Consider the following 18396-nt stretch of genomic DNA (forward strand, 5'->3'; position numbering starts at 1 on the left):
ACTCAGGCGACGCAAGGTCCGGGACCGCGACGCCACCAGACGGGGAAAGCCAGTGACCATGAAACTTGTTTCGCCCGGCGAAGCCGCGGCCAATACCAATGATATGTCTGATAAAGCCGGCGAGGATCTTGTCCGCATCGGCGAGATGGCCAAGAAATATGGAGTAACGCTGCGCACGCTGCGTTTCTACGAGGACAAGGGCCTTCTCAATCCGCAACGCGACGGCTCGACCCGTCTCTATACGCGCCGCGACAAGGCGAGGCTGAAGCTGATCCTGCTCGGTCGCAAGGTCGGATTCTCGCTGCGCGACGTCAAGCAGATGATGGATCTGTACGACCCGACCGGCTCCAACACCAAGCAGTTGCGGCTGGCGCTCGACAAGTCGGAGAAGCAGCTTGCCCGCCTGCAGAAGCAGCGGGCGCTTATCGAAGACGCCATCAACGAGTTGGGCAACTCGATGGCGGCGGTGCGCCAGATGCTGGTCGAGCGTTCGGCGCCGCAGGCCAGCGCCGCGGGATAATTTGGCCTCGCCGGCTTCCGGTGAACGGCCTTCTGACGAATGAGGAGCCGCGTAGCCTTGGCTGCGCGGCTCTTTGCGCGTCTTCCGGCTGCGTCGGGAAGAAGACATTTCAATCTGTTCCGCACTGGCTTCAAGGGCGTGGCGCCGCTACGCTCCGGGGCGAGGCATCGGGAAAATTTGTCGCACTAAAAAATTGACGTTTACGCAAACGTCAATTTTTGCTATCTCGATTTCAACATTGGTCCGCCTGCCGTGCGCGGCTTGATTCCGGGCCAAGTCCGCATGGTGGAGGAAAAGCATGCCGATCTACAAGGCGCCGGTCCAGGACACGCTGTTCGTGCTGAACGAGGTTCTGGGCTACCAGCGCTATTCCAATCTCCCGGGCTTTTCCGATGCGACGCCGGACGTGGTCGAGGCGATCCTCGCCGAAGGCGCCAAGCTCGCCGAAAATGTCATGCAGCCGCTGAACCGCATCGGCGACATGGAAGGCTGCGTGCGCCACGATGATGGTTCGGTGACGACGCCGAAAGGCTTCAAGGAGGCCTTCGACCAGTATCGCGAAGGCGGCTGGATGGGGTTGGCCGCGCCCGTCGAATTTGGCGGCCAGGGCCTGCCTTACGCGGTGCATACCGCCGTTTCCGAATATATGGTGTCGGCCAACATGTCGCTGATGATGTATCCCGGCCTGACGCAGGGCGCGATCGCGGCGATCATCACCCACGGCACCGACGAGCAGAAGGCGACATGGTTACCGAAGCTGGTCGAAGGCGCCTGGACCGGCACCATGAACCTGACCGAGCCGCATTGCGGCACCGATCTCGGCCTGCTGCGCACCAAGGCGGTGCCCAACGGCGACGGCACCTACAGGATTTCAGGCCAGAAGATCTTCATCTCGGCCGGCGAGCACGACATGTCGGACAACATCGTCCACCTCGTGCTGGCCCGCATCGAAGGCGCGCCGGAAGGCGTGAAGGGCATTTCGCTGTTCATCGTGCCGAAGCTCAAGCTCGATGCATCGGGCAATCCGGGCGAGAAGAACACCGTCTCCTGCGGCTCTATCGAGGAGAAGATGGGCATCCATGGCAATTCGACCTGTGTCATGAATTATGACGAGGCCGAGGGCACTTTGCTCGGCGAGGCCAATGGCGGGCTGAAGGCGATGTTCACGATGATGAACGAAGCCCGGCTCGGCGTCGGACTGCAAGGGCTTTCGCTGTCGGAGGTCGCCTACCAGAACGCTGTGTCTTATGCCAAGGATCGCCTGCAGGGCCGCTCGCTGTCCGGACCGAAGGCGCCGGACAAGAAGGCCGACCCGATCATCGTCCACCCCGACATCCGCCGCAGCCTGATGACCATGAAAGCCTTCAACGAGGCCGGTCGCGCGCTGGCGCTGTGGACGGCGATCAAGTCTGATATCGCCCACCGCTCGGACCACGACAAGGACCGCCAGGTTGCAGACGACTATACCGGCCTGATGACGCCGGTCGTGAAGGGCGTGCTCACCGACAAGGGTTTCGATCACGCGGTGATGGCGCAGCAAGTGTTCGGCGGCCACGGCTATATAGAAGAGCACGGCATGAGCCAGTTCGTGCGCGATGCCCGCATCGCCATGATCTACGAGGGCGCCAACGGCATCCAGGCGCTCGACCTCGTCGGCCGCAAGCTGGCCTTGAATGGAGGTCGCGCCGTGCAGGCCTTCTTCAAGGAGGTCGGCGAGTTCTGCGAGGAGAACCGCACCGATGAGAAGATGGCGCCTTTCACCAAGGCGCTGAAGAAGGGCCTCAACGATCTGCAGGCCGCGACGATGTGGCTGATGCAGAACGGCATGGCCAAGCCCGACAACGCCGGTGCCGCCTCGACCGACTACATGCATCTCTTCGGCCTGGTGGCGCTGGGCTATATGTGGGCGCAGATGGCCAAGGCAGCCGGAGCGAAATTGGCGAATGGCGCCAATGGTTCATCGACCTTCTACGACAGCAAGCTGGTGACGGCGCGCTTCTTCATGGAGCGGGTCATGCCGGAGACGTCGGCGCGTCTTGACTGGATTTCCAGCGGCGCCGAGGCGATGATGGCACTGCCGGTGGAAGCGTTCTAAGCTCGACAGGGTCGGTACAGCCGGCCTTAACCTGTCGATACGCGGAGGAAATCGTGGCGACAAATCCTGCCGAAGTGCTTGCTTTGCCCAAACCCGCCTGGGCGGCGGACGAGGTCGGCATGCTCTACGACATGGCGCACCGCTTCATGTCGGAAGAGATCGCGCCGCGCTATGACGAGTTCGAGAAGAACGAGATGGTCGACCGCGAGAGCTGGCTGAAGGCAGGTGCCGCCGGTCTGCTCTGTGCCTCGATGCCGGAGGAATATGGCGGTTCGGGCGGGACATTCGCGCATGAGAGCGCGATCATCGAGGCGATCGGCCATGTCGGCGTCGACGGTTTCGGCATCGGCCTCCACAATTCGATCGTTGCCCCTTACATCCTTCACTACGGCTCCGAAGAGCAGAAGAAGAGATGGCTGCCGAAGCTGGCGATCGGCGAGTTGATCGGCGCCATCGCCATGACCGAGCCCGGCGCCGGCTCCGACCTGCAGGGGGTCAAGACGCGAGCAGAGAAGGATGGCAACCAATACAAGGTCAACGGCTCGAAGACCTTCATCACCAACGGCCAGCTCGCCAACTTCATCATCGTCGTCACCAAGACCGATCCGGAGAAGGGCGCCAAGGGCACTTCGCTGATCGTCGTCGAGACCGACGAGGTGGAAGGGTTCGAGCGCGGCCGCAACCTCGATAAGATCGGTTTGAAGGCCAACGACACGTCGGAACTGTTCTTCAACGATATGCGCGTGCCGACCTCCAATCTGCTCGGCCACGAGGAAGGCCAGGGCTTCGTCCAGCTGATGCAGCAATTGCCGCAGGAGCGGCTGCAGATCGGCACCGGCGCCATCGCCATGGTCGAGCGGGCGCTGGCGCTGACCATCGACTACGTCAAGGAGCGCAAGGCCTTCGGTAAGGCGATCATCGATTTCCAAAACACCCAGTTCAAGCTGGCCGAACTGAAGACCGAGGCGACCATCGGCCGCGTCTTCTACAATGACTGCGTCACCCGCCATATCAATGGTGGCCTCGACTCGGTGACGGCCTCGATGGCCAAATATTGGCTGTCCGACCTGCAGGGAAAAGTCGTCGACGAATGCCTTCAATTGCATGGCGGCTACGGCTACATGAATGAGTACCCGATCGCCCGCATGTTCCGCGACGCCCGCGTCCAGCGCATCTACGGCGGCACCAACGAGATCATGAAATTGCTGATCGGGCGGAGCCTTTAGGAGGTCGCATGTCGAAGCATTTGGCCGAGCTGCGCTGGAAACCGGGGTCAGGGGACGATTTCCTGTCCGGCCGCTATTCCCGGGTCCATGAACTTCATTTTGATGGCGGCGCGGTCATCTCCGCTTCCGCATCGCCGACGATCGTGCCAGCACCTTTCAGCGACGCAAAGAGCGTTGATCCGGAAGAGTTGTTCGTCGCTTCGGTTTCTTCCTGCCACATGCTCTGGTTCCTGGACCTTGCGAAACGTGCCAAGCTCGATGTCCGATCTTATCGCGACGAAGCCGAAGGCCTGATGGCCAAGAATACTGAAGGGCGCACAGCCATCACGCATATCACCCTTCGTCCGCTCGTGGAATGCGACGCGGACGTAGCTACGATCGAGAGTATTCACCACAAGGCGCACGACGCCTGTTTCATCGCCAATTCGGTGCGGACCGAAGTGGTGGTCGAACCCCGGTTCTAGATCACAGGAGATCACCAATGGCCGAAGCTTATGTCTACGACGCCGTGCGCACGCCGCGCGGCAGGGGCAAGAAGGATGGCTCGTTGCACGAGGTGCCGGCGGTGCGGCTTGGCGCCAAGGTGCTCGAGGCGATCCGCGACCGCAATGGGCTGGACACCGGCACCGTCGACGACATCATCTTCGGCTGCGTTGATCCGGTCGGCGAGGCGGGTTCTGTCATTCCGCGCGCCGCCGCCTTCGAGGCCGGCTACGCGACTTCGGCGCCCGGCATGCAGATCTCGCGTTTCTGCGCCTCGGGTCTGGACGCCATCAATTTCGGGGCCGCCAAGATCGCGCAAGGCGCCGACGAGATCGTCATCGCCGGCGGTGTCGAATCCATGTCGCGCGTCGGCATGGGCGCATCCGGCGGCGCCTGGTTCATGGACCCCTCGGTCGGCCTGCCGGGCTGGTTCGTGCCGCAAGGCATCTCGGCCGACCTGATCGCCACGAAATACGGCTTTTCGCGCGACGACGTCGACGCCTATGCGGTCGAAAGCCAGAAGCGCGCCGCCAAAGCCTGGGGCGAAGGCCGCTTCAAGAAGTCGGTGATCTCGATCAAGGACCAGAACGGCCTGACCATCCTCGATCATGACGAGCACATGCGGCCTTCGACCGACATGCAGTCGCTGGCGGCACTCAACCCGTCTTTCATCATGCCTGGCGAAATGGGCGGCTTCGATGCCGTCGCGGTGCAGAAGCATCCCGAGGTGGAAGAGGTCAACCACGTCCACCACGCCGGCAATTCTTCGGGTATCGTCGACGGCGCGGCCGCCGTCCTGCTCGGTTCGAAGAAGGCAGGAAAGACGCTCGGCCTGAAGCCACGCGCACGTATTCGTGCATTCGCCAACATCGGATCGGAACCGGTGTTGATGCTGACTGGCCCGGTCGACGTGACCGAGAAGCTGTTGAAGCGCGCCAGGGTGAAACTGTCGGACATTGACTTGTTCGAGCTCAACGAGGCTTTCGCCTCGGTGGTGCTGCGCTACATGCAGGCGTTCGACATTCCGCACGACAGGATCAACGTCAATGGCGGAGCCATCGCCATGGGCCATCCGCTCGGCGCCACAGGTGCGATGATCTTCGGGACCGTGCTGGACGAACTGGAGCGCCGCGACTTGAACACCGCACTGGTGACGCTCTGCATCGGCGCCGGTATGGGCACCGCAACGATCATCGAACGCGTCTGACGGGAGAGAGACCGATGAGCTACACCAATTTCACCCTCGACGTCGACGCCGACGGCATCGCGCTGATCACCTGGGATATGCCCGACCGGTCGATGAACGTCTTCACCGAAGAGGCGATGCTTGAGCTGAATTCCATCGTCGACAAAGTGGCGAGCGATGCAGCGATCAAGGGCGCGGTGATCACCTCCGGCAAGGACACGTTTTCCGGCGGTGCCGACATCACCATGCTGCAGAAGATGCTGTCGAAGTTCGCAGCCGAAAAAGTCAAGGACCTGGACAAGGCGACCAAGGCGCTGTTCGACAACGCCGGCTATATGACGGGCCTGTTCCGCAAGCTGGAAACCTCAGGCAAGCCGTTTGTTTCGGCGATTAACGGCACCTGCATGGGCGGCGCGTTCGAGCTTTCGCTCGCTTGTCATGGCCGTGTCGCGGCCGATTCCGACAAGGTCAAGATGGCGCTTCCCGAAGTGAAGATCGGCATCTTCCCAGGCGCCGGCGGCACCCAGCGCGTGCCGCGGCTGACCGACCAGCAGCAGGCGCTGCAGATGCTGACCTCCGGCCAGACATTGTCGCCGCAGAAGGCCAAGTCGATGGGCCTGATCCACGAGATCGCCGAGCCGCGGAAGCTGGTCGAGACCGCCAAGGCCATGATTAAAAATGGCTTGAAGCCGGTGGCGCCGTGGGACGAGAAGGGCTTCAAGCTGCCCGGCGGCCCGATCTATTCGGTGGCCGGCGCCAATCTGTGGCCGCCGGCAATCGCCATCCTGCGTCGCGAGACCTATGGTAACTATCCTGCTGCCGCCGCCATCCTGAAATGCGTCTATGAAGGGCTGCTGGTGCCGTTTGACACCGCCTTGCGCATCGAGCAGCGCTATTTCACCGAGATCATGCAGACCAGGGAGGCGGCGGCGATGATCCGCTCGCTGTTCGTGTCGCTGCAGGAACTGAACAAGGGTGCGCGCCGTCCGGCCGGCGTGCCGGAGACCAAATTCAAGAAGATCGGCGTGCTCGGCGCTGGTTTCATGGGCGCCGGCATCGCCTATGTCACGGCCAAGGCCGGTATTCCGGTGGTGCTGCTTGATCGCGACATGGAAGCTGCCGCCAAGGGCAAGGCGCATTCGGACAGCCTGATCTCGGATCAGGTCAGGAAGGGCCGCGCCAAGCCGGAGGACAAGGACAGGCTGCTGTCGCTGATCACGCCGACGGCGGACTATGCCGACCTCGCAGGCTGCGACTTGGTGGTCGAGGCGGTATTCGAGGATTCGGGCGTCAAGAAGGACGCCACCGAAAAGGCGGAGGCTATACTGAAGCCGTCGGCGGTCTTCGCGTCGAACACGTCCACCATCCCGATCACGTCGCTGGCGAAGAATTCGGCGCGGCCGAAGAATTTCATCGGCATCCATTTCTTCTCGCCGGTCGACAAGATGATGCTGGTGGAGATCATTCTGGGCAAGAAGACGGGCGACAAGGCGCTAGCCACCGCGATCGACTTCGTCCGAGCCATCAAGAAGACGCCGATCGTCGTCAACGACACGCGCGGCTTCTATGTCAACCGCTGCGTGCTGCGTTACATGTCGGAAGCCTACAAGATGCTGATCGAGGGCGTTCCGGCGCCGATGATCGAGAACGCAGCGAAGGCCGCCGGCATGCCGGTCGGTCCCTTGGCGCTTACGGACGAAACAGCGATCGACCTCGCGCAGAAGATCATGAAGCAGACCATGCGTGATCTCGGCGAAAAGGCGGTTGACCCGAAGCAGATGGCGCTGATCAACACGCTGGTTGACACCCATGGTCGCTTCGGCCGCAAGAACGGCAAGGGTTTTTACGACTATCCACAAAAGCCTGCCAAGAAGAAGTTGTGGCCGGGCCTGAAGGATCTCTATCCGCAGCTTGCGCCCGAAAAGGTCGACTATGAGGAACTGAAGCAGCGGCTCTTGGTCACCATCGCATTGGAGGCGGCGCGGGTGATGGAGGAGGGCATCGTCACCGATCCGCGCGAGGCCGATGTAGGCTCGATCCTCGCCTTCGGCTTTGCGCCCTTTACCGGCGGCGCGCTGTCTTACATCGACGGAATCGGCGCGAAGAAATTCATCAAGATTGCCAAGGCCCTGCAGAAAAAATACGGCGCCGAGTTCAAGGCGCCCAAGCTGCTGCTAGACATGGCGGAGAAGGGCGAGACCTTCTACCAGCGCTTCGATCCTTACGCGAAGGGCGAGGTGAAGAAGGCAGCCTGACACACCTGACCTATGTCTGACGCGGCCGATGGACAAATCAGCGATCGAAGACTAGAAAGAAGAAGGTATTTTTTCCTGTTTTGAAGGAGAGCAAAAAGTGCTCTCGCATGACCGCGTATGGGCCGCCATCGACGCTCTCGCCGAGCGCTATTCGCTCTCGGCATCCGGGCTGGCAAGGCGCGCGGGCCTTGATTCGACCGCCTTCAACAAGTCGAAGCGGCTGTCCTCGGACGGGCGGCCGCGTTGGCCGTCGACCGAATCGCTGGCCAAGATCATCGAGGCGACAGGCGCCTCGCTCGACGAATTCACGGAGCTCGTCGAAGGCCGAGGCAAGCCTGCTCCTGGATATCTGCCCGCGCAGGGGTCTTCGGTGCCCCTGCTCGGCTTCGCCCAGGCCGGCGCCGGCGGCTTCTTCGACGACGCCGGCTTTCCGGCAGGGCAGGGCTGGGACCTGATCGAGCTTCCCGCGCGAGCGACCGAGACCTCCTACGCGCTGCAGGTCCAGGGCGATTCCATGCTGCCGCTCTACCGCAACGGCGACGTGCTGATCGTCGAGCCGGGCGCTGCAACCCGCAAGGGCGACCGGGTCGTCGTCAAGACCAATGCCGGCGAGGTGATGGCTAAAGTTCTGGACCGTCAGACAGCGAACTCGATCGTGCTGGTCTCGCTCAATCCCGATCATCCGGATCGCGACATCCCCATGCGTGATGTCGAATGGGTGGCGCGAATTGTCTGGGCAAGCCAGTAGGGCCGCCGGTGCGTCCGCTTCATGCAGCCGCCGCGGTGTTGACGATCCTGGCGATTGCGGCCGCGATCGTCGCCGGTGGCCGCGCCGTGCTCCATGGCGAAAATTACGACGCCGCAGTGTGGGCGCAGCCCAGTGTGGCGGCGCAATCCGAAACGTCCGCCACCGCCGCGATCCCGCGCCCCGACGCGGCAAGGCCGGAGGCGCATTCCAGGGCGATCGATCCCGAGGTCGTCGCGCCGCCGCAGCTTCAGGCCGAAGAGCTTGAACGGCTCGAGCCGCGCGCGCCGCTGAGTGACCTGGCGCTGGCTGGACCCAAGCCGCCCAAAACGAAAATGCCCGACGACTGGAACGGGACAAAACTGTTCCAGCCTCTTGCGTCGGCCGCAGGGGTGATCGAGGCCAACGGCTACTCGGTCGCGATTTCTGGTATCGACATCGTCGGGCAGGACGAGACTTGCACCGACGGCGGCAAGTCCTGGGCGTGCGGCACCCGGGCGCGAACGGCATTCCGTGCCTTCCTGCGCGGCCGGGCGGTGGTCTGCACGGTGCCGCCCGAGGGCGGCCGCGACCTGATCGCCGCCGAATGCCGCGTCGGCAACCAGGATGTCGGCCAGTGGTTGATCGAAAACGGCTGGGCGCGCGCCGCCGAAAGCGGCCCTTATGTCGAGGCCGGTGAGAAGGCGCGTGCGGCGAGAAAGGGCATTTTCGGGCCGGCGCCAAACCTCTCGGGCCTGCCTCCGGCACCAGCGCCCGTCGCGGCCTCATCGGAGCCGACGCAGCCGATTCTCGATCCGTCGGCGACGACGGTTACGCCACCAGCAGACCAGTCAGCGCCTTCTGAATGAGCGCGCGGGTTTCTGCGATGCCGTAGAGCGCGGCGAAGGAACCGAAGCGCGGGCCGCGCTCCTGTCCGATCAGCACCTGGTAGATCATCTGGAAGAATGCGACCGAGACGCCCGGCCCGCCTTCCGGGCTCTGCTTCGAATGGTCCTGATAGCGCTCGATCTTGCGCGCGACGTTGAGAGCGGCATTCTGGATCGCCTCGCCATCGGCGTCTGGCGACAATGCGGTGAGCGCTTCGGAGAGCTTCGTCAGCGCCTCGCGCTCGACCGCGTCGGCTGCCCGGTACACCTTGGCCGGCTTCACGAAATCGTCGAAATAGCGGATCGCATATTCAGCCAGCCGATCGAGCTCAGGGTGGGTCTTCGGCGTCACGCCCGATGTATGGCGCGAAATGAACCCCCACAGCACGTCCCTGTTCTGGGCGTTCGAGGCGCTGACCAGATTGAGCAGCAGCCCGAACGACACCGGTAGGTCGACTACAGGCGGATTGCCGTCATGCATGTGCCAGACGGGATTTCCCAGCCGCTCCTTCCACTCCTGCCGGCGATAGGCGGACAGAAAGGCGTAATACTCGTCCACCGCCTTCGGAATGACATCGAAATAGAGCTTCTTGGCCTGCCGCGGCCGCTGGTACATGTAGAGCCCGAGGCTTTCGGTCGGCGCATAGGTGAGCCACTCGTCTATGCTCAGTCCGTTGCCCTTCGACTTCGAAATCTTCTGGCCGTTCTCGTCCAGGAACAGCTCATAGACGAAATGCTCCGGCGCTCGCCCACCCAGGATGTTGCAGATACGGTCGTAGATCACCGCATTCGTCTGGTGGTCCTTGCCGAACATTTCGAAATCGACGCCGAGCGCCGCCCAGCGCATGCCGAAGTCCGGCTTCCACTGCAGTTTCACCTTGCCGCCAGTTACGGAAAGCGTTGTCTCGGTACCGTCATCATCGAAGGTGATGGTGCCAGCCTTAGCGTCGACATGCTTCATGGGGACGTAGAGCACGCGGCCACTTTTGGGGGAAATCGGCAGGAACGGGCTGTAGGTCGCCTGGCGCTCTTCGCCGAGCGTCGGCAGCATCACGTCCATAATCTTGTCGAAACGTTCGGCGGCGCGCAGCAGAACTTCGTCGAAACGGCCAGCCTTGTAGTATTCAGTCGCGCTGGCGAACTCGTAGTCGAAGCCGAACGTGTCCAGGAAGCGGCAAAGCATTGCGTTGTTGTGGTCTGCAAAGCTCGCATAATTGCCGCCGAAAGGATTGGGGACAGATGAGAGCGGCTTGTGCAGGTGCGGCTCGAGTGCGGCGCGATCGGGGACGTTGTCCGGAATCTTGCGCATGCCGTCCATGTCGTCGGAAAAGCACAAGATCTTGGTCTTGACCGTGTCCCCGGTGAGGACGCGGAAGGCGTGGCGCACCATCGAGGTGCGTGCGACCTCGCCGAAAGTGCCGATGTGCGGCAACCCTGACGGACCATAACCTGTCTCAAACAGCACGGTCTCGGGAAAGTCGGTGCCCTTGTAGCGCTCGACGATCTTCCTGGCTTCCTCGAACGGCCAGGCTTTGCTTTCGGCCGCTGCCGCAAGCACCTCGGGATTGAGATCGATGATGTTTGATCCCGCCATGTCACTGTTTTCCAAATCATTCGCCGGCATCGCCGCAAGAAAGGGGCCGGAAGAGGTTTTTTCAACCGGTCTCTAGGCGTGCCTGACCGGAGCGTCAACGATCGTGGCACTTTTTCCTTGCGGCACAGATACCACGTTCCTACGTTCGGGAGCTGTTCGAGGAGTTGTAAATGCCATTGTCACCGCACGAAGCCCTTATCTATCTGATGGTCATCACCTCGGCGTCCGACCGCGACATGACCGATGTCGAACTGGCACGGATCGGCGACGTCGTCCGCACGTGGCCGGTGTTCGAGGATTTTAACGACGACCGAGTGGTCGGCATCGCCCAGGACTGCCAGAAGATGCTGCATGAAAAGGACGGGCTGGAAGGTGTCCTGGCGCGCGTCGCCGAGGCGCTGCCTGAGCGGCTCCACGACACCGCCTATGCCGTCGCTTTCGAGGTTGCGGCCATAGACTTGGAAATGCGGATGGAGGAGGTGCGGGTGCTGCAGCTCATTCGCCGCCAGCTCGATCTCGACACGCTGACCGTCGCCGCGATCGGCCGCGCCGCCAAGGCTCGCCTTCGCACGCTGACTTGATCCAGGCCCTGGAGGGTCAGAAAAACTGACCCGGACCGGATCAGAAAAAACTGACTGGGAAATAGCGCAGATAGAATTCGGCGAAGATGCCCTCCACCGAAATCTCCTGCAACGCGTAGTCGAATGCCGCGGCCAGCACTGGGTCGTCGGCCCTGGTGGCGATGGCCATGCCCGAGCCTAGATATTCGGGCGCCAGATAGGGACCGCCGGCAAAGCGGCAGCACGCTGCGGCATCGGAACCGCCCAGCCAGAAAGCGAAACGCATGCCGTCGCCGAAGGCGGCGTCGACCTTGCCGGCCTTGAGGTCATCGTAGAGCGCTTCCGGCCGGTCGAAGGGGACCACTTGGACGGTGCCGAAATAATCGCGCAGCATCCGTTCATGCGCGGAGCCGGCGACCACGCCGACGCGCTTGCCGCGCAGTCTGTCGAAGATCGGTTCCGTGAGCGCCTTCGTCCTCGGCATGATGAAACGCGCCGGGAACTGCAGGTAGGAGCGTGAGAAGGCATATTTCGACCGCGACTCCGCGGTGGCGGCGATGCCGGCAATAATCGCCTCGCCTTCGCCCTTCTGCAGCGCCCCTTCGAGCTCGGCCCAGGGCAGCGCCTGGATCTGGCATTTTTCCGCAATGCCGAGTTCGGCGCAGATGGCGCGCGCCAAATCGATATGGAAGCCGGACAACCGGCCTGCCCCGTCGAGGAAATTGAAAGGTGGGAAATCGGTGGTGGTCAGGAATCTCAGACGCGGCAGCGCGGAAAGGTCTGGCTTCGGCAGCCGCTCCTTGGCATCCCACAGCACCGGCACTTGCGGCTCCGCGGCGCGCGCAACGCCGGTGAGCGGCTGTGCTCCCATCATTGCCAGCATCAAGACGATGGATATCCAGCGAATTGCCACGATCAGGCTCCGCCCTGTTCTGTCCAGATTGGCTTTTGGTACGAAAATGGCAGAGGCACAATGGTTTTTGATTTCATCACGCCGATTTAGGGATATGGTTAGGCGGAGCTTGCAAATGACTGAGCGGGGCCGGCTGGAGGGGCGGCCGCAGGGCACTGCAAACAGGGAGGCAGATTTGCAATCCGGGTCGATGGTAAAGGTGCAGGCCAGCACTGGACCGTTGAGCTCAATGCGGAAGGCAACATGGGGTTGATGTTGCGATGAGTCAGTTCGATCGCACTCTGGAATTCATGGATCAGCTGCAGCATGCCAACACGGCAGCTGCGGTCTGCGAGAAACTGCTTGGCGTCACGTCGAGTTTCGGGCTGACGGCACTGATGGCTGGAACTGTTCCGCAGCCAGGCACGCCGCGAGGTCAGCAAAAGGACCATGTGCTGCTCTGTGACTGGCCGGGAGAATGGCTGGAGCGCTATGTGGCGCGCAACTATGTCGACCATGATCCCGTCGTCAGCCACATGAAGCAGCTGCAGGCGCCGTTCCAATGGCGGGAAGCGTCTCAGGGCATTCGCATCGACAAAAGCAGCGGCGAGGTGATGGGCGACGCCAGCGAATTCAAACTGCGCGACGGCATGGCCTTCCCGCTGGTTACGCTCGATGGTCAGATCGTCATGGTGTCGCTGGGCGGCGAGGCTGTGGAATTGTCGGAAGCCGAGTTCGGGCAGGTGTCGCTGGTATCGACCTATGCGATCGGCCGCGCCATGCAGCTCCATACGATGGCGGAAAAGACCATAGATCACATCGAATTGACGCCACGCGAGCGCGAATGCCTGCAATGGGCCGCCGTCGGCAAGTCCGAATGGGAGATTTCGCAAATCCTCGGCATCTCGGAACACACGTCCGAGAAACACCTTCTTAACGCCAAAGGCAAACTCGGTGCCGTCAACCGGGTTCAAGCAGTCGCGGAAGCGATAAGGCGCGGCTATATTAGCTAGCTCGGCCGCGCCGGCCTAGAAATTCTTGCCTACGTGATCACGTAATTTTCTCGGGAAAGCCCGGCCGTATCTTCCTCTTGAACCCAGGAGACGGCCAATGCTTTTTTCCCTCACCACACAAGAATTGATGGAACGCCCCGACCTTTGGGAGGCCGTTCATCGTTTACGCTACAAGATCTTCGTCGAGGAGATGGGGTGGAGCGATCTGCAGCGCCCCGATGGCCTCGAGATCGATCAGTTCGATCACGACGAGGCGGTCCATCAGATCGTCATCCGCAACGGCGAGCTCGCCGGTTATCAGAGGATGTTGCCGACAACGCGGCCGCATCTTCTGACCGAGGTGCTGGCGGACCTCTTTGAAGGGACGCCGCCGTGCGGGCCGAACGTCTGGGAACTGACCCGCTATGCGGTGGCGCCGGGCTTTCGTGACGGCAAACGCGGCGTATCGACGGTCGGCACCGAGCTCATTGCCGGCTTCGTAGAGTGGGGGTTGAGCCGGAACGTCAATCAGGTGATCATCGAGTTCGAGCCGATGTGGGTCCTGCGGGCACTGCAGTTGCACTTCCTGGCGAAACCGCTTGGCTACCAGCGCACTTATGGCAACCAGCAGGTCGTCGCCACGCTGCTCACCTTCAACGAGCACACATTGCAGGTGGTGCGTTCGCGTCGCAACTATTCCGCGTCAGTTCTGGCCAAGGGATATCCCGACAGGCTCGGACTGAGGCGGGCCTCGTGAGATTGGAGGCAGTCATGAACGTCCACACGCAAACAGAGTTCCGCAACCATACGCTGATCGTGACGGTGTCGTCCGATGACGGCCGGCCGGTGCTGGACAGGCGGGCCTATGAAAGCCTGGCCAAGACCTTCCATGAAGCCGCCGTAGACGACGACGTACGCGTCGTGGTGCTGCGCGGCCTCGCCGGCTGCTTCTGCCTCGGCGGCGACTTTTCCGAGTTCCTCGATGCCACCAAGCATCAACGACTGATCGCCGCCGTCACCGACATGTTCCGCACGCTGGCGACGTTTCCAAAACCGGTCCTTGCCTGTGTCGATGGTGACGCGGTCGGTGTCGGCTGCACCATCCTGTTCCATTGCGACATGGTGATCGCATCTGATGAAAGCACGTTCCGGGTGCCGTTCGTCGATTTCGGCCTGGTGCCGGATGCGGCGACCAGCATCCTGGCGCCGCAGAAACTCGGTTATGCCGGCGCTTTCCGCTTCTTCTGCCTGGGCGACACGCTCAGTGCCGAGGACGCCAGGATGCTTGGCCTGGTCACGGAGATCATTGTGGAGGGCAGCGTCGAGGAAGCGGCACTTGGCAGAGCCAGGCAACTCGCCAAGAAGCCGGCCGCTGCACTGCTGCAGACGCGCGACCTGCTCAAGGGCGACACAGGCGCGCTCTGTGATCGCATCGACCAGGAGATTTCGCTGTTTCAGCAGGCCTTGCAGGACGACACCACGCTGCGGCGGCTGCAGCGGATTGCCCGGCTGGCGGCATGAGAAGTCATTCGGAAAGATGACAAGAGCAATCGTGCCGCGCGCCCTTCGGGCGTGCGGCAATGCTTCAGGCCCCTGTTCCCAGGAACGAAGGCCCTTCCCCGATGATCTTCTTGTCTTCCTTGCCGATGGCGTCGAGATCGCGGCCCTCATAGGGAAGCGACAACAGGATGCGCTGTATGACGGCCAGCCGCGCCCGCCGCTTATCGTTGGCCCGCACGATGATCCAGGGCGCGCACTCCTTGTGCGTGCGCTCGATCATGAGACCGCGCGCCCTGGTGTAGTCGTCCCATTTCGTGATGCCGGCAATGTCGATCGGCGAGAATTTCCAGCTCTTCAACGGGCTGTGGCGGCGATCGTGAAATCGTTCGAGCTGCGTTTCCTGGCCGATGTTCAGCCAAAACTTGAAGAAATGGATGCCCTCGTTGCAGATCATCCGTTCGAAATACGGCGTCTCGTCCAGGAATTTCTCATGCTGCTCGGGCGTGCAGAAACCCATGACCGGCTCGACGCCGGCGCGATTGTACCAGGAGCGGTCGAAGGTGACGAACTCGCCGGATGTCGGAAAGTGCGCGACATAGCGCTGGAAATACCATTGTCCTGTCTCAGTCGGTGTCGGCTTGGTCAGGGCCACGTTGCGCGCTGTCCGGGGGTTCATGTATTGGCGCAGCACGAAGATCGTGCCGCCCTTGCCGGCGGCATCACGTCCTTCGAACAGCGACATCACCCGCTTGCCCGTCGATTGCAGCCATGCCTGCGCCTTGACCAATTCGATCTGCAGCCGCTCGAGCGTCTCGTCATACTCGTCGCTTTTCATTTTCTTGTCGTATGGGTAGCCGCCGGCGATCAGCTTGTTGTTGTCGACCCAGTCCGGAAGCTTGGGATCCTCGATGTCGAAGGTGAACGCCTTGCCGTCGATCCGGACCTTCAGCGGACCTGCAACGGGCGCGGCGGCATTTCCCCCAGGGTTTTTCATCGAGACGAACCTTTCCAGCTCCAGGACTCATGCTATTGGGAGCCTTACTGCATCGGCCCGAAAATCGGAATCGATTTTCGGAAAGCACGATGCAGCAGATTGAAAGTGGTAGAGCGTCCTTTGTGCGTCCAATCGGACGCTCGGCGTTCTAGCGCCGGTCCAGCGGGAAGTTTCCAACCGGCCGGCCGACTGAGGGCGGAGGCACGGCGCGCGCGAATGGCTGACAATGGCTGACAATGGCTGACAATGGCTGACAATGGCTGACAATGGCTGACATGGGGGCTGACATGGGCGCAGAGCAGCGAAGCACGGTGCAAGCCGTCGCCATCCGGCTGCGGAACAGCCGCTGGCTGCTGGCGGCCGGCATCGTTGCGATCCTGACGGTCTATGTTTTCGCAGACATGTCCGGCTATGTGGTGCTCCTGGCATGTGCCGTGCTGCTGCTTGCCGCCGCGATGCCGCCGGCCGGTGTTGCGCGCCAATCCGCCGAGGATGCTGCGGCGATCGAGGCAGGCGGGCTGCAACACCTGTCGGGAGAATATCTGGCGGCGGCCGTTGCCGATCCGCTGATTATCTTCGATCGCACCGCCACGCTCGTCCATGCCAACGCCGCCGCCTTCGCCGCCTTCGGCGGCATCGCGCCGGGCATGTCGCTGTCGCTGAAATTCCGTGCGCCCGAAATGCAGGCCTTGCTAGACAATATTCTGTCGGGGGCCGCCGCTTCGGATGTCGTCGACTATACCGAAAAGCTTCCGGTCGAGCGGGCCTATCGGGTGAGTGCGTCCTCGGTCGGCCACGGCACCGACCTCTATGTGCTGGTCTTCAAGGACCAGAGCGAGGCGCGCCGGATCGATCGGATGCGCGCCGACTTCATCGCCAATGCCAGCCATGAGCTGCGCACACCACTCGCCTCGATCTCCGGCTTCATCGAGACGCTGCGCGGCCCGGCCCGCAACGACCCGGCGGCGCGCGAGCAGTTCCTGCAGATCATGCAGAACCAGACCGGCCGCATGGCGCGCCTGATCGATGACCTGCTGTCGCTGTCGCGACTGGAGATGAAGCCCTACCTGAAACCGGGAACCAAGGTCGATCTCCGCCAGATCCTTGACAGCGTCATCGATTCGCTTGGGCCGCTTGCCAAGGAGAACGGCGTCGCCATCGAGCGGGATTTCGCGGAGGGGCCGCTCGACGTGCCCGGAGATCGCGACGAACTTTTCCAGGTTTTCGAGAATCTGGCGGAAAACGCCTGCAAATACGGACAGTCGGGTGGACGTGTCGTGGTGACGATTGCCCACAGCGACGACGGTCCCGAACCGGGCGTCGACGTCACCATCCGGGATTTCGGCCTCGGCATCTCCGAGGAACACATCCCGCGCATCACCGAGCGCTTCTACCGCATCGATGTCGAAAACAGCCGGACCCAGAAAGGCACCGGCCTTGGCTTGTCGATCGTCAAGCATATCCTGACGCGCCACAACGCCAGGCTCTCGATCAAGTCGGAGGTAGGCAAGGGGGCAGCTTTCACGGTTCATTTGCCGGCGCACTGACGCCGTACTATGTTTTAACCGGCTTTTTCTTTTTTCTGTCATCCGGCTAGCGTATCAGCGGGGATTCGAGGAGACGACTCAGGATCAAAGACCCCGGGAAGGCATTTCCATGCAGTCCGTGCACATCGTCAGCGCCTATGACGAGGAGCTGAAGTATCTGTCGAAGCGCATCGCAGCGATGGGCGGGCATGCCGAACGCATGGTCGAACAAGCGATCACGGCCCTGGTCAACGCCGACCCCGGCCTTGCCCAGAAGGTCATCCATGACGATCTCGTTCTGGACGAGGGGCAGCGCGAGATCGATGACAAGGCAATCGTCATCATCGCCAAGCGCCAGCCGATGGCGACGGATTTGCGCGAGATCGTCGGCGCGATCCGCATCTCGGCGGATCTCGAACGGGTCGGCGACCTCGGCAAGAATGTCGCCAAGCGCGTGGTTGCCGTCATAGAAGGGCGCCAGCCGACCAGCCTGTTCCGTGGTATCGAGGCGCTGGCCGACCTGGCGTTGACGCAGCTCAAGGAAGTGCTCGACGTCTACGCGTCGCGCTCGGTGGAAAAGATCGGCTTCGTACGTGATCGCGACGACCAGATCGACGCCGTGTACACCTCGCTGTTTCGCGAGTTGCTGACCTACATGATGGAAGATCCGCGCAACATCACGCCTTGCACGCACCTGCTGTTTTGCGCCAAGAACATCGAGCGGATCGGTGACCACGCCACCAACATCGCCGAGACGATCTACTACATCGTCACCGGCGACCAGATGCCGGCCGAGCGGCCGAAGGGCGACAAGACAGACAAGATTGTTATCCCGGGAGCGCTACCCGCGAAATAGTCTGAGTTCATCTCGCTCGGCCTCTCGAACGCTTCATGAAATTGCGCTAAACTATCCGGACGTTAAGCTTCTCAATTCCTCGATGACGGCCATGCTTTCAGGAGGC

17 protein-coding genes are annotated in these 18396 nt (G+C 62.0%); 14 read left to right on the plus strand and 3 right to left on the minus strand.

Translation table 11 applies throughout. From position 1 onward, the window contains the following. Nucleotides 1-58 precede the first annotated feature (58 nt). The 8 genes from IQ26_RS07370 to IQ26_RS07405 all read left to right on the plus strand — a co-directional run bounded on the left by IQ26_RS07370 (nucleotide 59) and on the right by IQ26_RS07405 (nucleotide 9358). Complete coding sequence (locus tag IQ26_RS07370; protein WP_145715535.1) at nucleotides 59-520, plus strand: MerR family transcriptional regulator; 462 nt, start codon at nucleotides 59-61, stop codon at nucleotides 518-520. Nucleotides 521-818: 298 nt separating this feature from the next. Continuing rightward, a complete protein-coding gene (locus IQ26_RS07375; protein WP_145715396.1) occupies nucleotides 819-2615 on the plus strand; it encodes an acyl-CoA dehydrogenase in 1797 nt (598 codons plus the stop codon). A gap of 53 nt (nucleotides 2616-2668) precedes the next feature. Beyond that, nucleotides 2669-3841 carry an acyl-CoA dehydrogenase family protein gene (locus IQ26_RS07380; protein WP_145715398.1) on the plus strand — a complete coding sequence of 391 codons (1173 nt, stop codon included), beginning with the start codon at nucleotides 2669-2671 and terminating at the stop codon, nucleotides 3839-3841. A 20-nt stretch (nucleotides 3842-3861) separates the two neighbouring features. Beyond that, the gene (locus IQ26_RS07385; RefSeq protein ID WP_322791147.1) at nucleotides 3862-4305 is read left to right on the plus strand and encodes an OsmC family protein; all 444 of its coding nucleotides are present in this window, start codon (nucleotides 3862-3864) and stop codon (nucleotides 4303-4305) included. Between the two features lie 17 nt (nucleotides 4306-4322). Continuing rightward, nucleotides 4323-5531 carry an acetyl-CoA C-acetyltransferase gene (locus IQ26_RS07390; protein WP_145715402.1) on the plus strand — a complete coding sequence of 403 codons (1209 nt, stop codon included), beginning with the start codon at nucleotides 4323-4325 and terminating at the stop codon, nucleotides 5529-5531. Nucleotides 5532-5545: 14 nt separating this feature from the next. Further along, nucleotides 5546-7765 (plus strand): 3-hydroxyacyl-CoA dehydrogenase NAD-binding domain-containing protein, encoded by a 2220-nt coding sequence (locus tag IQ26_RS07395; RefSeq protein WP_145715404.1) that lies wholly within the window; start codon nucleotides 5546-5548, stop codon nucleotides 7763-7765. 97 nt (nucleotides 7766-7862) lie between these two features. Then, nucleotides 7863-8513 (plus strand): S24 family peptidase, encoded by a 651-nt coding sequence (locus tag IQ26_RS07400; RefSeq protein WP_145715406.1) that lies wholly within the window; start codon nucleotides 7863-7865, stop codon nucleotides 8511-8513. 8 nt (nucleotides 8514-8521) lie between these two features. Continuing rightward, nucleotides 8522-9358: a thermonuclease family protein gene (locus IQ26_RS07405; RefSeq protein WP_145715408.1), complete on the plus strand. Its 837-nt coding sequence runs from the start codon at nucleotides 8522-8524 to the stop codon at nucleotides 9356-9358. On the opposite strand, the gene IQ26_RS07410 is transcribed toward IQ26_RS07405, so the two are convergent. Next, nucleotides 9321-10970, minus strand: a complete 1650-nt coding sequence (locus IQ26_RS07410; RefSeq protein WP_145715409.1) for a lysine--tRNA ligase — start codon at nucleotides 10968-10970, stop codon at nucleotides 9321-9323. The genes IQ26_RS07405 and IQ26_RS07410 overlap by 38 nt on opposite strands. A gap of 170 nt (nucleotides 10971-11140) precedes the next feature. Here IQ26_RS07410 and IQ26_RS07415 point away from each other — a divergent pair, with 170 nt between their 5' ends. After that, nucleotides 11141-11551, plus strand: coding sequence for a tellurite resistance TerB family protein (locus IQ26_RS07415; protein ID WP_145715411.1), 411 nt, complete (start codon nucleotides 11141-11143; stop codon nucleotides 11549-11551). A gap of 40 nt (nucleotides 11552-11591) precedes the next feature. On the opposite strand, the gene IQ26_RS07420 is transcribed toward IQ26_RS07415, so the two are convergent. Next, complete coding sequence (locus IQ26_RS07420; protein WP_407660269.1) at nucleotides 11592-12443, minus strand: transporter substrate-binding domain-containing protein; 852 nt, start codon at nucleotides 12441-12443, stop codon at nucleotides 11592-11594. Between the two features lie 260 nt (nucleotides 12444-12703). Here IQ26_RS07420 and IQ26_RS07425 point away from each other — a divergent pair, with 260 nt between their 5' ends. From IQ26_RS07425 to IQ26_RS07435, 3 genes are all read left to right on the plus strand, one after another. Then, complete coding sequence (locus IQ26_RS07425) at nucleotides 12704-13435, plus strand: helix-turn-helix transcriptional regulator (RefSeq protein ID WP_145715413.1); 732 nt, start codon at nucleotides 12704-12706, stop codon at nucleotides 13433-13435. Between the two features lie 97 nt (nucleotides 13436-13532). Further along, nucleotides 13533-14171 carry an acyl-homoserine-lactone synthase gene (locus IQ26_RS07430; RefSeq protein WP_145715415.1) on the plus strand — a complete coding sequence of 213 codons (639 nt, stop codon included), beginning with the start codon at nucleotides 13533-13535 and terminating at the stop codon, nucleotides 14169-14171. 14 nt (nucleotides 14172-14185) lie between these two features. After that, nucleotides 14186-14935 carry an enoyl-CoA hydratase-related protein gene (locus tag IQ26_RS07435; protein ID WP_145715417.1) on the plus strand — a complete coding sequence of 250 codons (750 nt, stop codon included), beginning with the start codon at nucleotides 14186-14188 and terminating at the stop codon, nucleotides 14933-14935. 64 nt (nucleotides 14936-14999) lie between these two features. Here the strand turns inward: IQ26_RS07435 and ppk2 are convergent, their stop codons facing one another. Next, on the minus strand, nucleotides 15000-15908 hold the full coding sequence (gene ppk2, locus IQ26_RS07440) for a polyphosphate kinase 2 (protein WP_145715418.1): 909 nt from the start codon (nucleotides 15906-15908) through the stop codon (nucleotides 15000-15002). A gap of 287 nt (nucleotides 15909-16195) precedes the next feature. On the opposite strand from ppk2, the gene IQ26_RS07445 reads away from it, so the two are divergent. Beyond that, a complete protein-coding gene (locus IQ26_RS07445; RefSeq protein ID WP_162457882.1) occupies nucleotides 16196-17455 on the plus strand; it encodes an ATP-binding protein in 1260 nt (419 codons plus the stop codon). Between the two features lie 109 nt (nucleotides 17456-17564). After that, nucleotides 17565-18290, plus strand: coding sequence for a phosphate signaling complex protein PhoU (gene phoU, locus IQ26_RS07450; protein WP_145715420.1), 726 nt, complete (start codon nucleotides 17565-17567; stop codon nucleotides 18288-18290). Nucleotides 18291-18396: the final 106 nt, after the last annotated feature.

This window comes from Mesorhizobium tianshanense (assembly GCF_007830515.1).
Taxonomy (GTDB): Bacteria; Pseudomonadota; Alphaproteobacteria; order Rhizobiales; family Rhizobiaceae; genus Mesorhizobium; species Mesorhizobium tianshanense.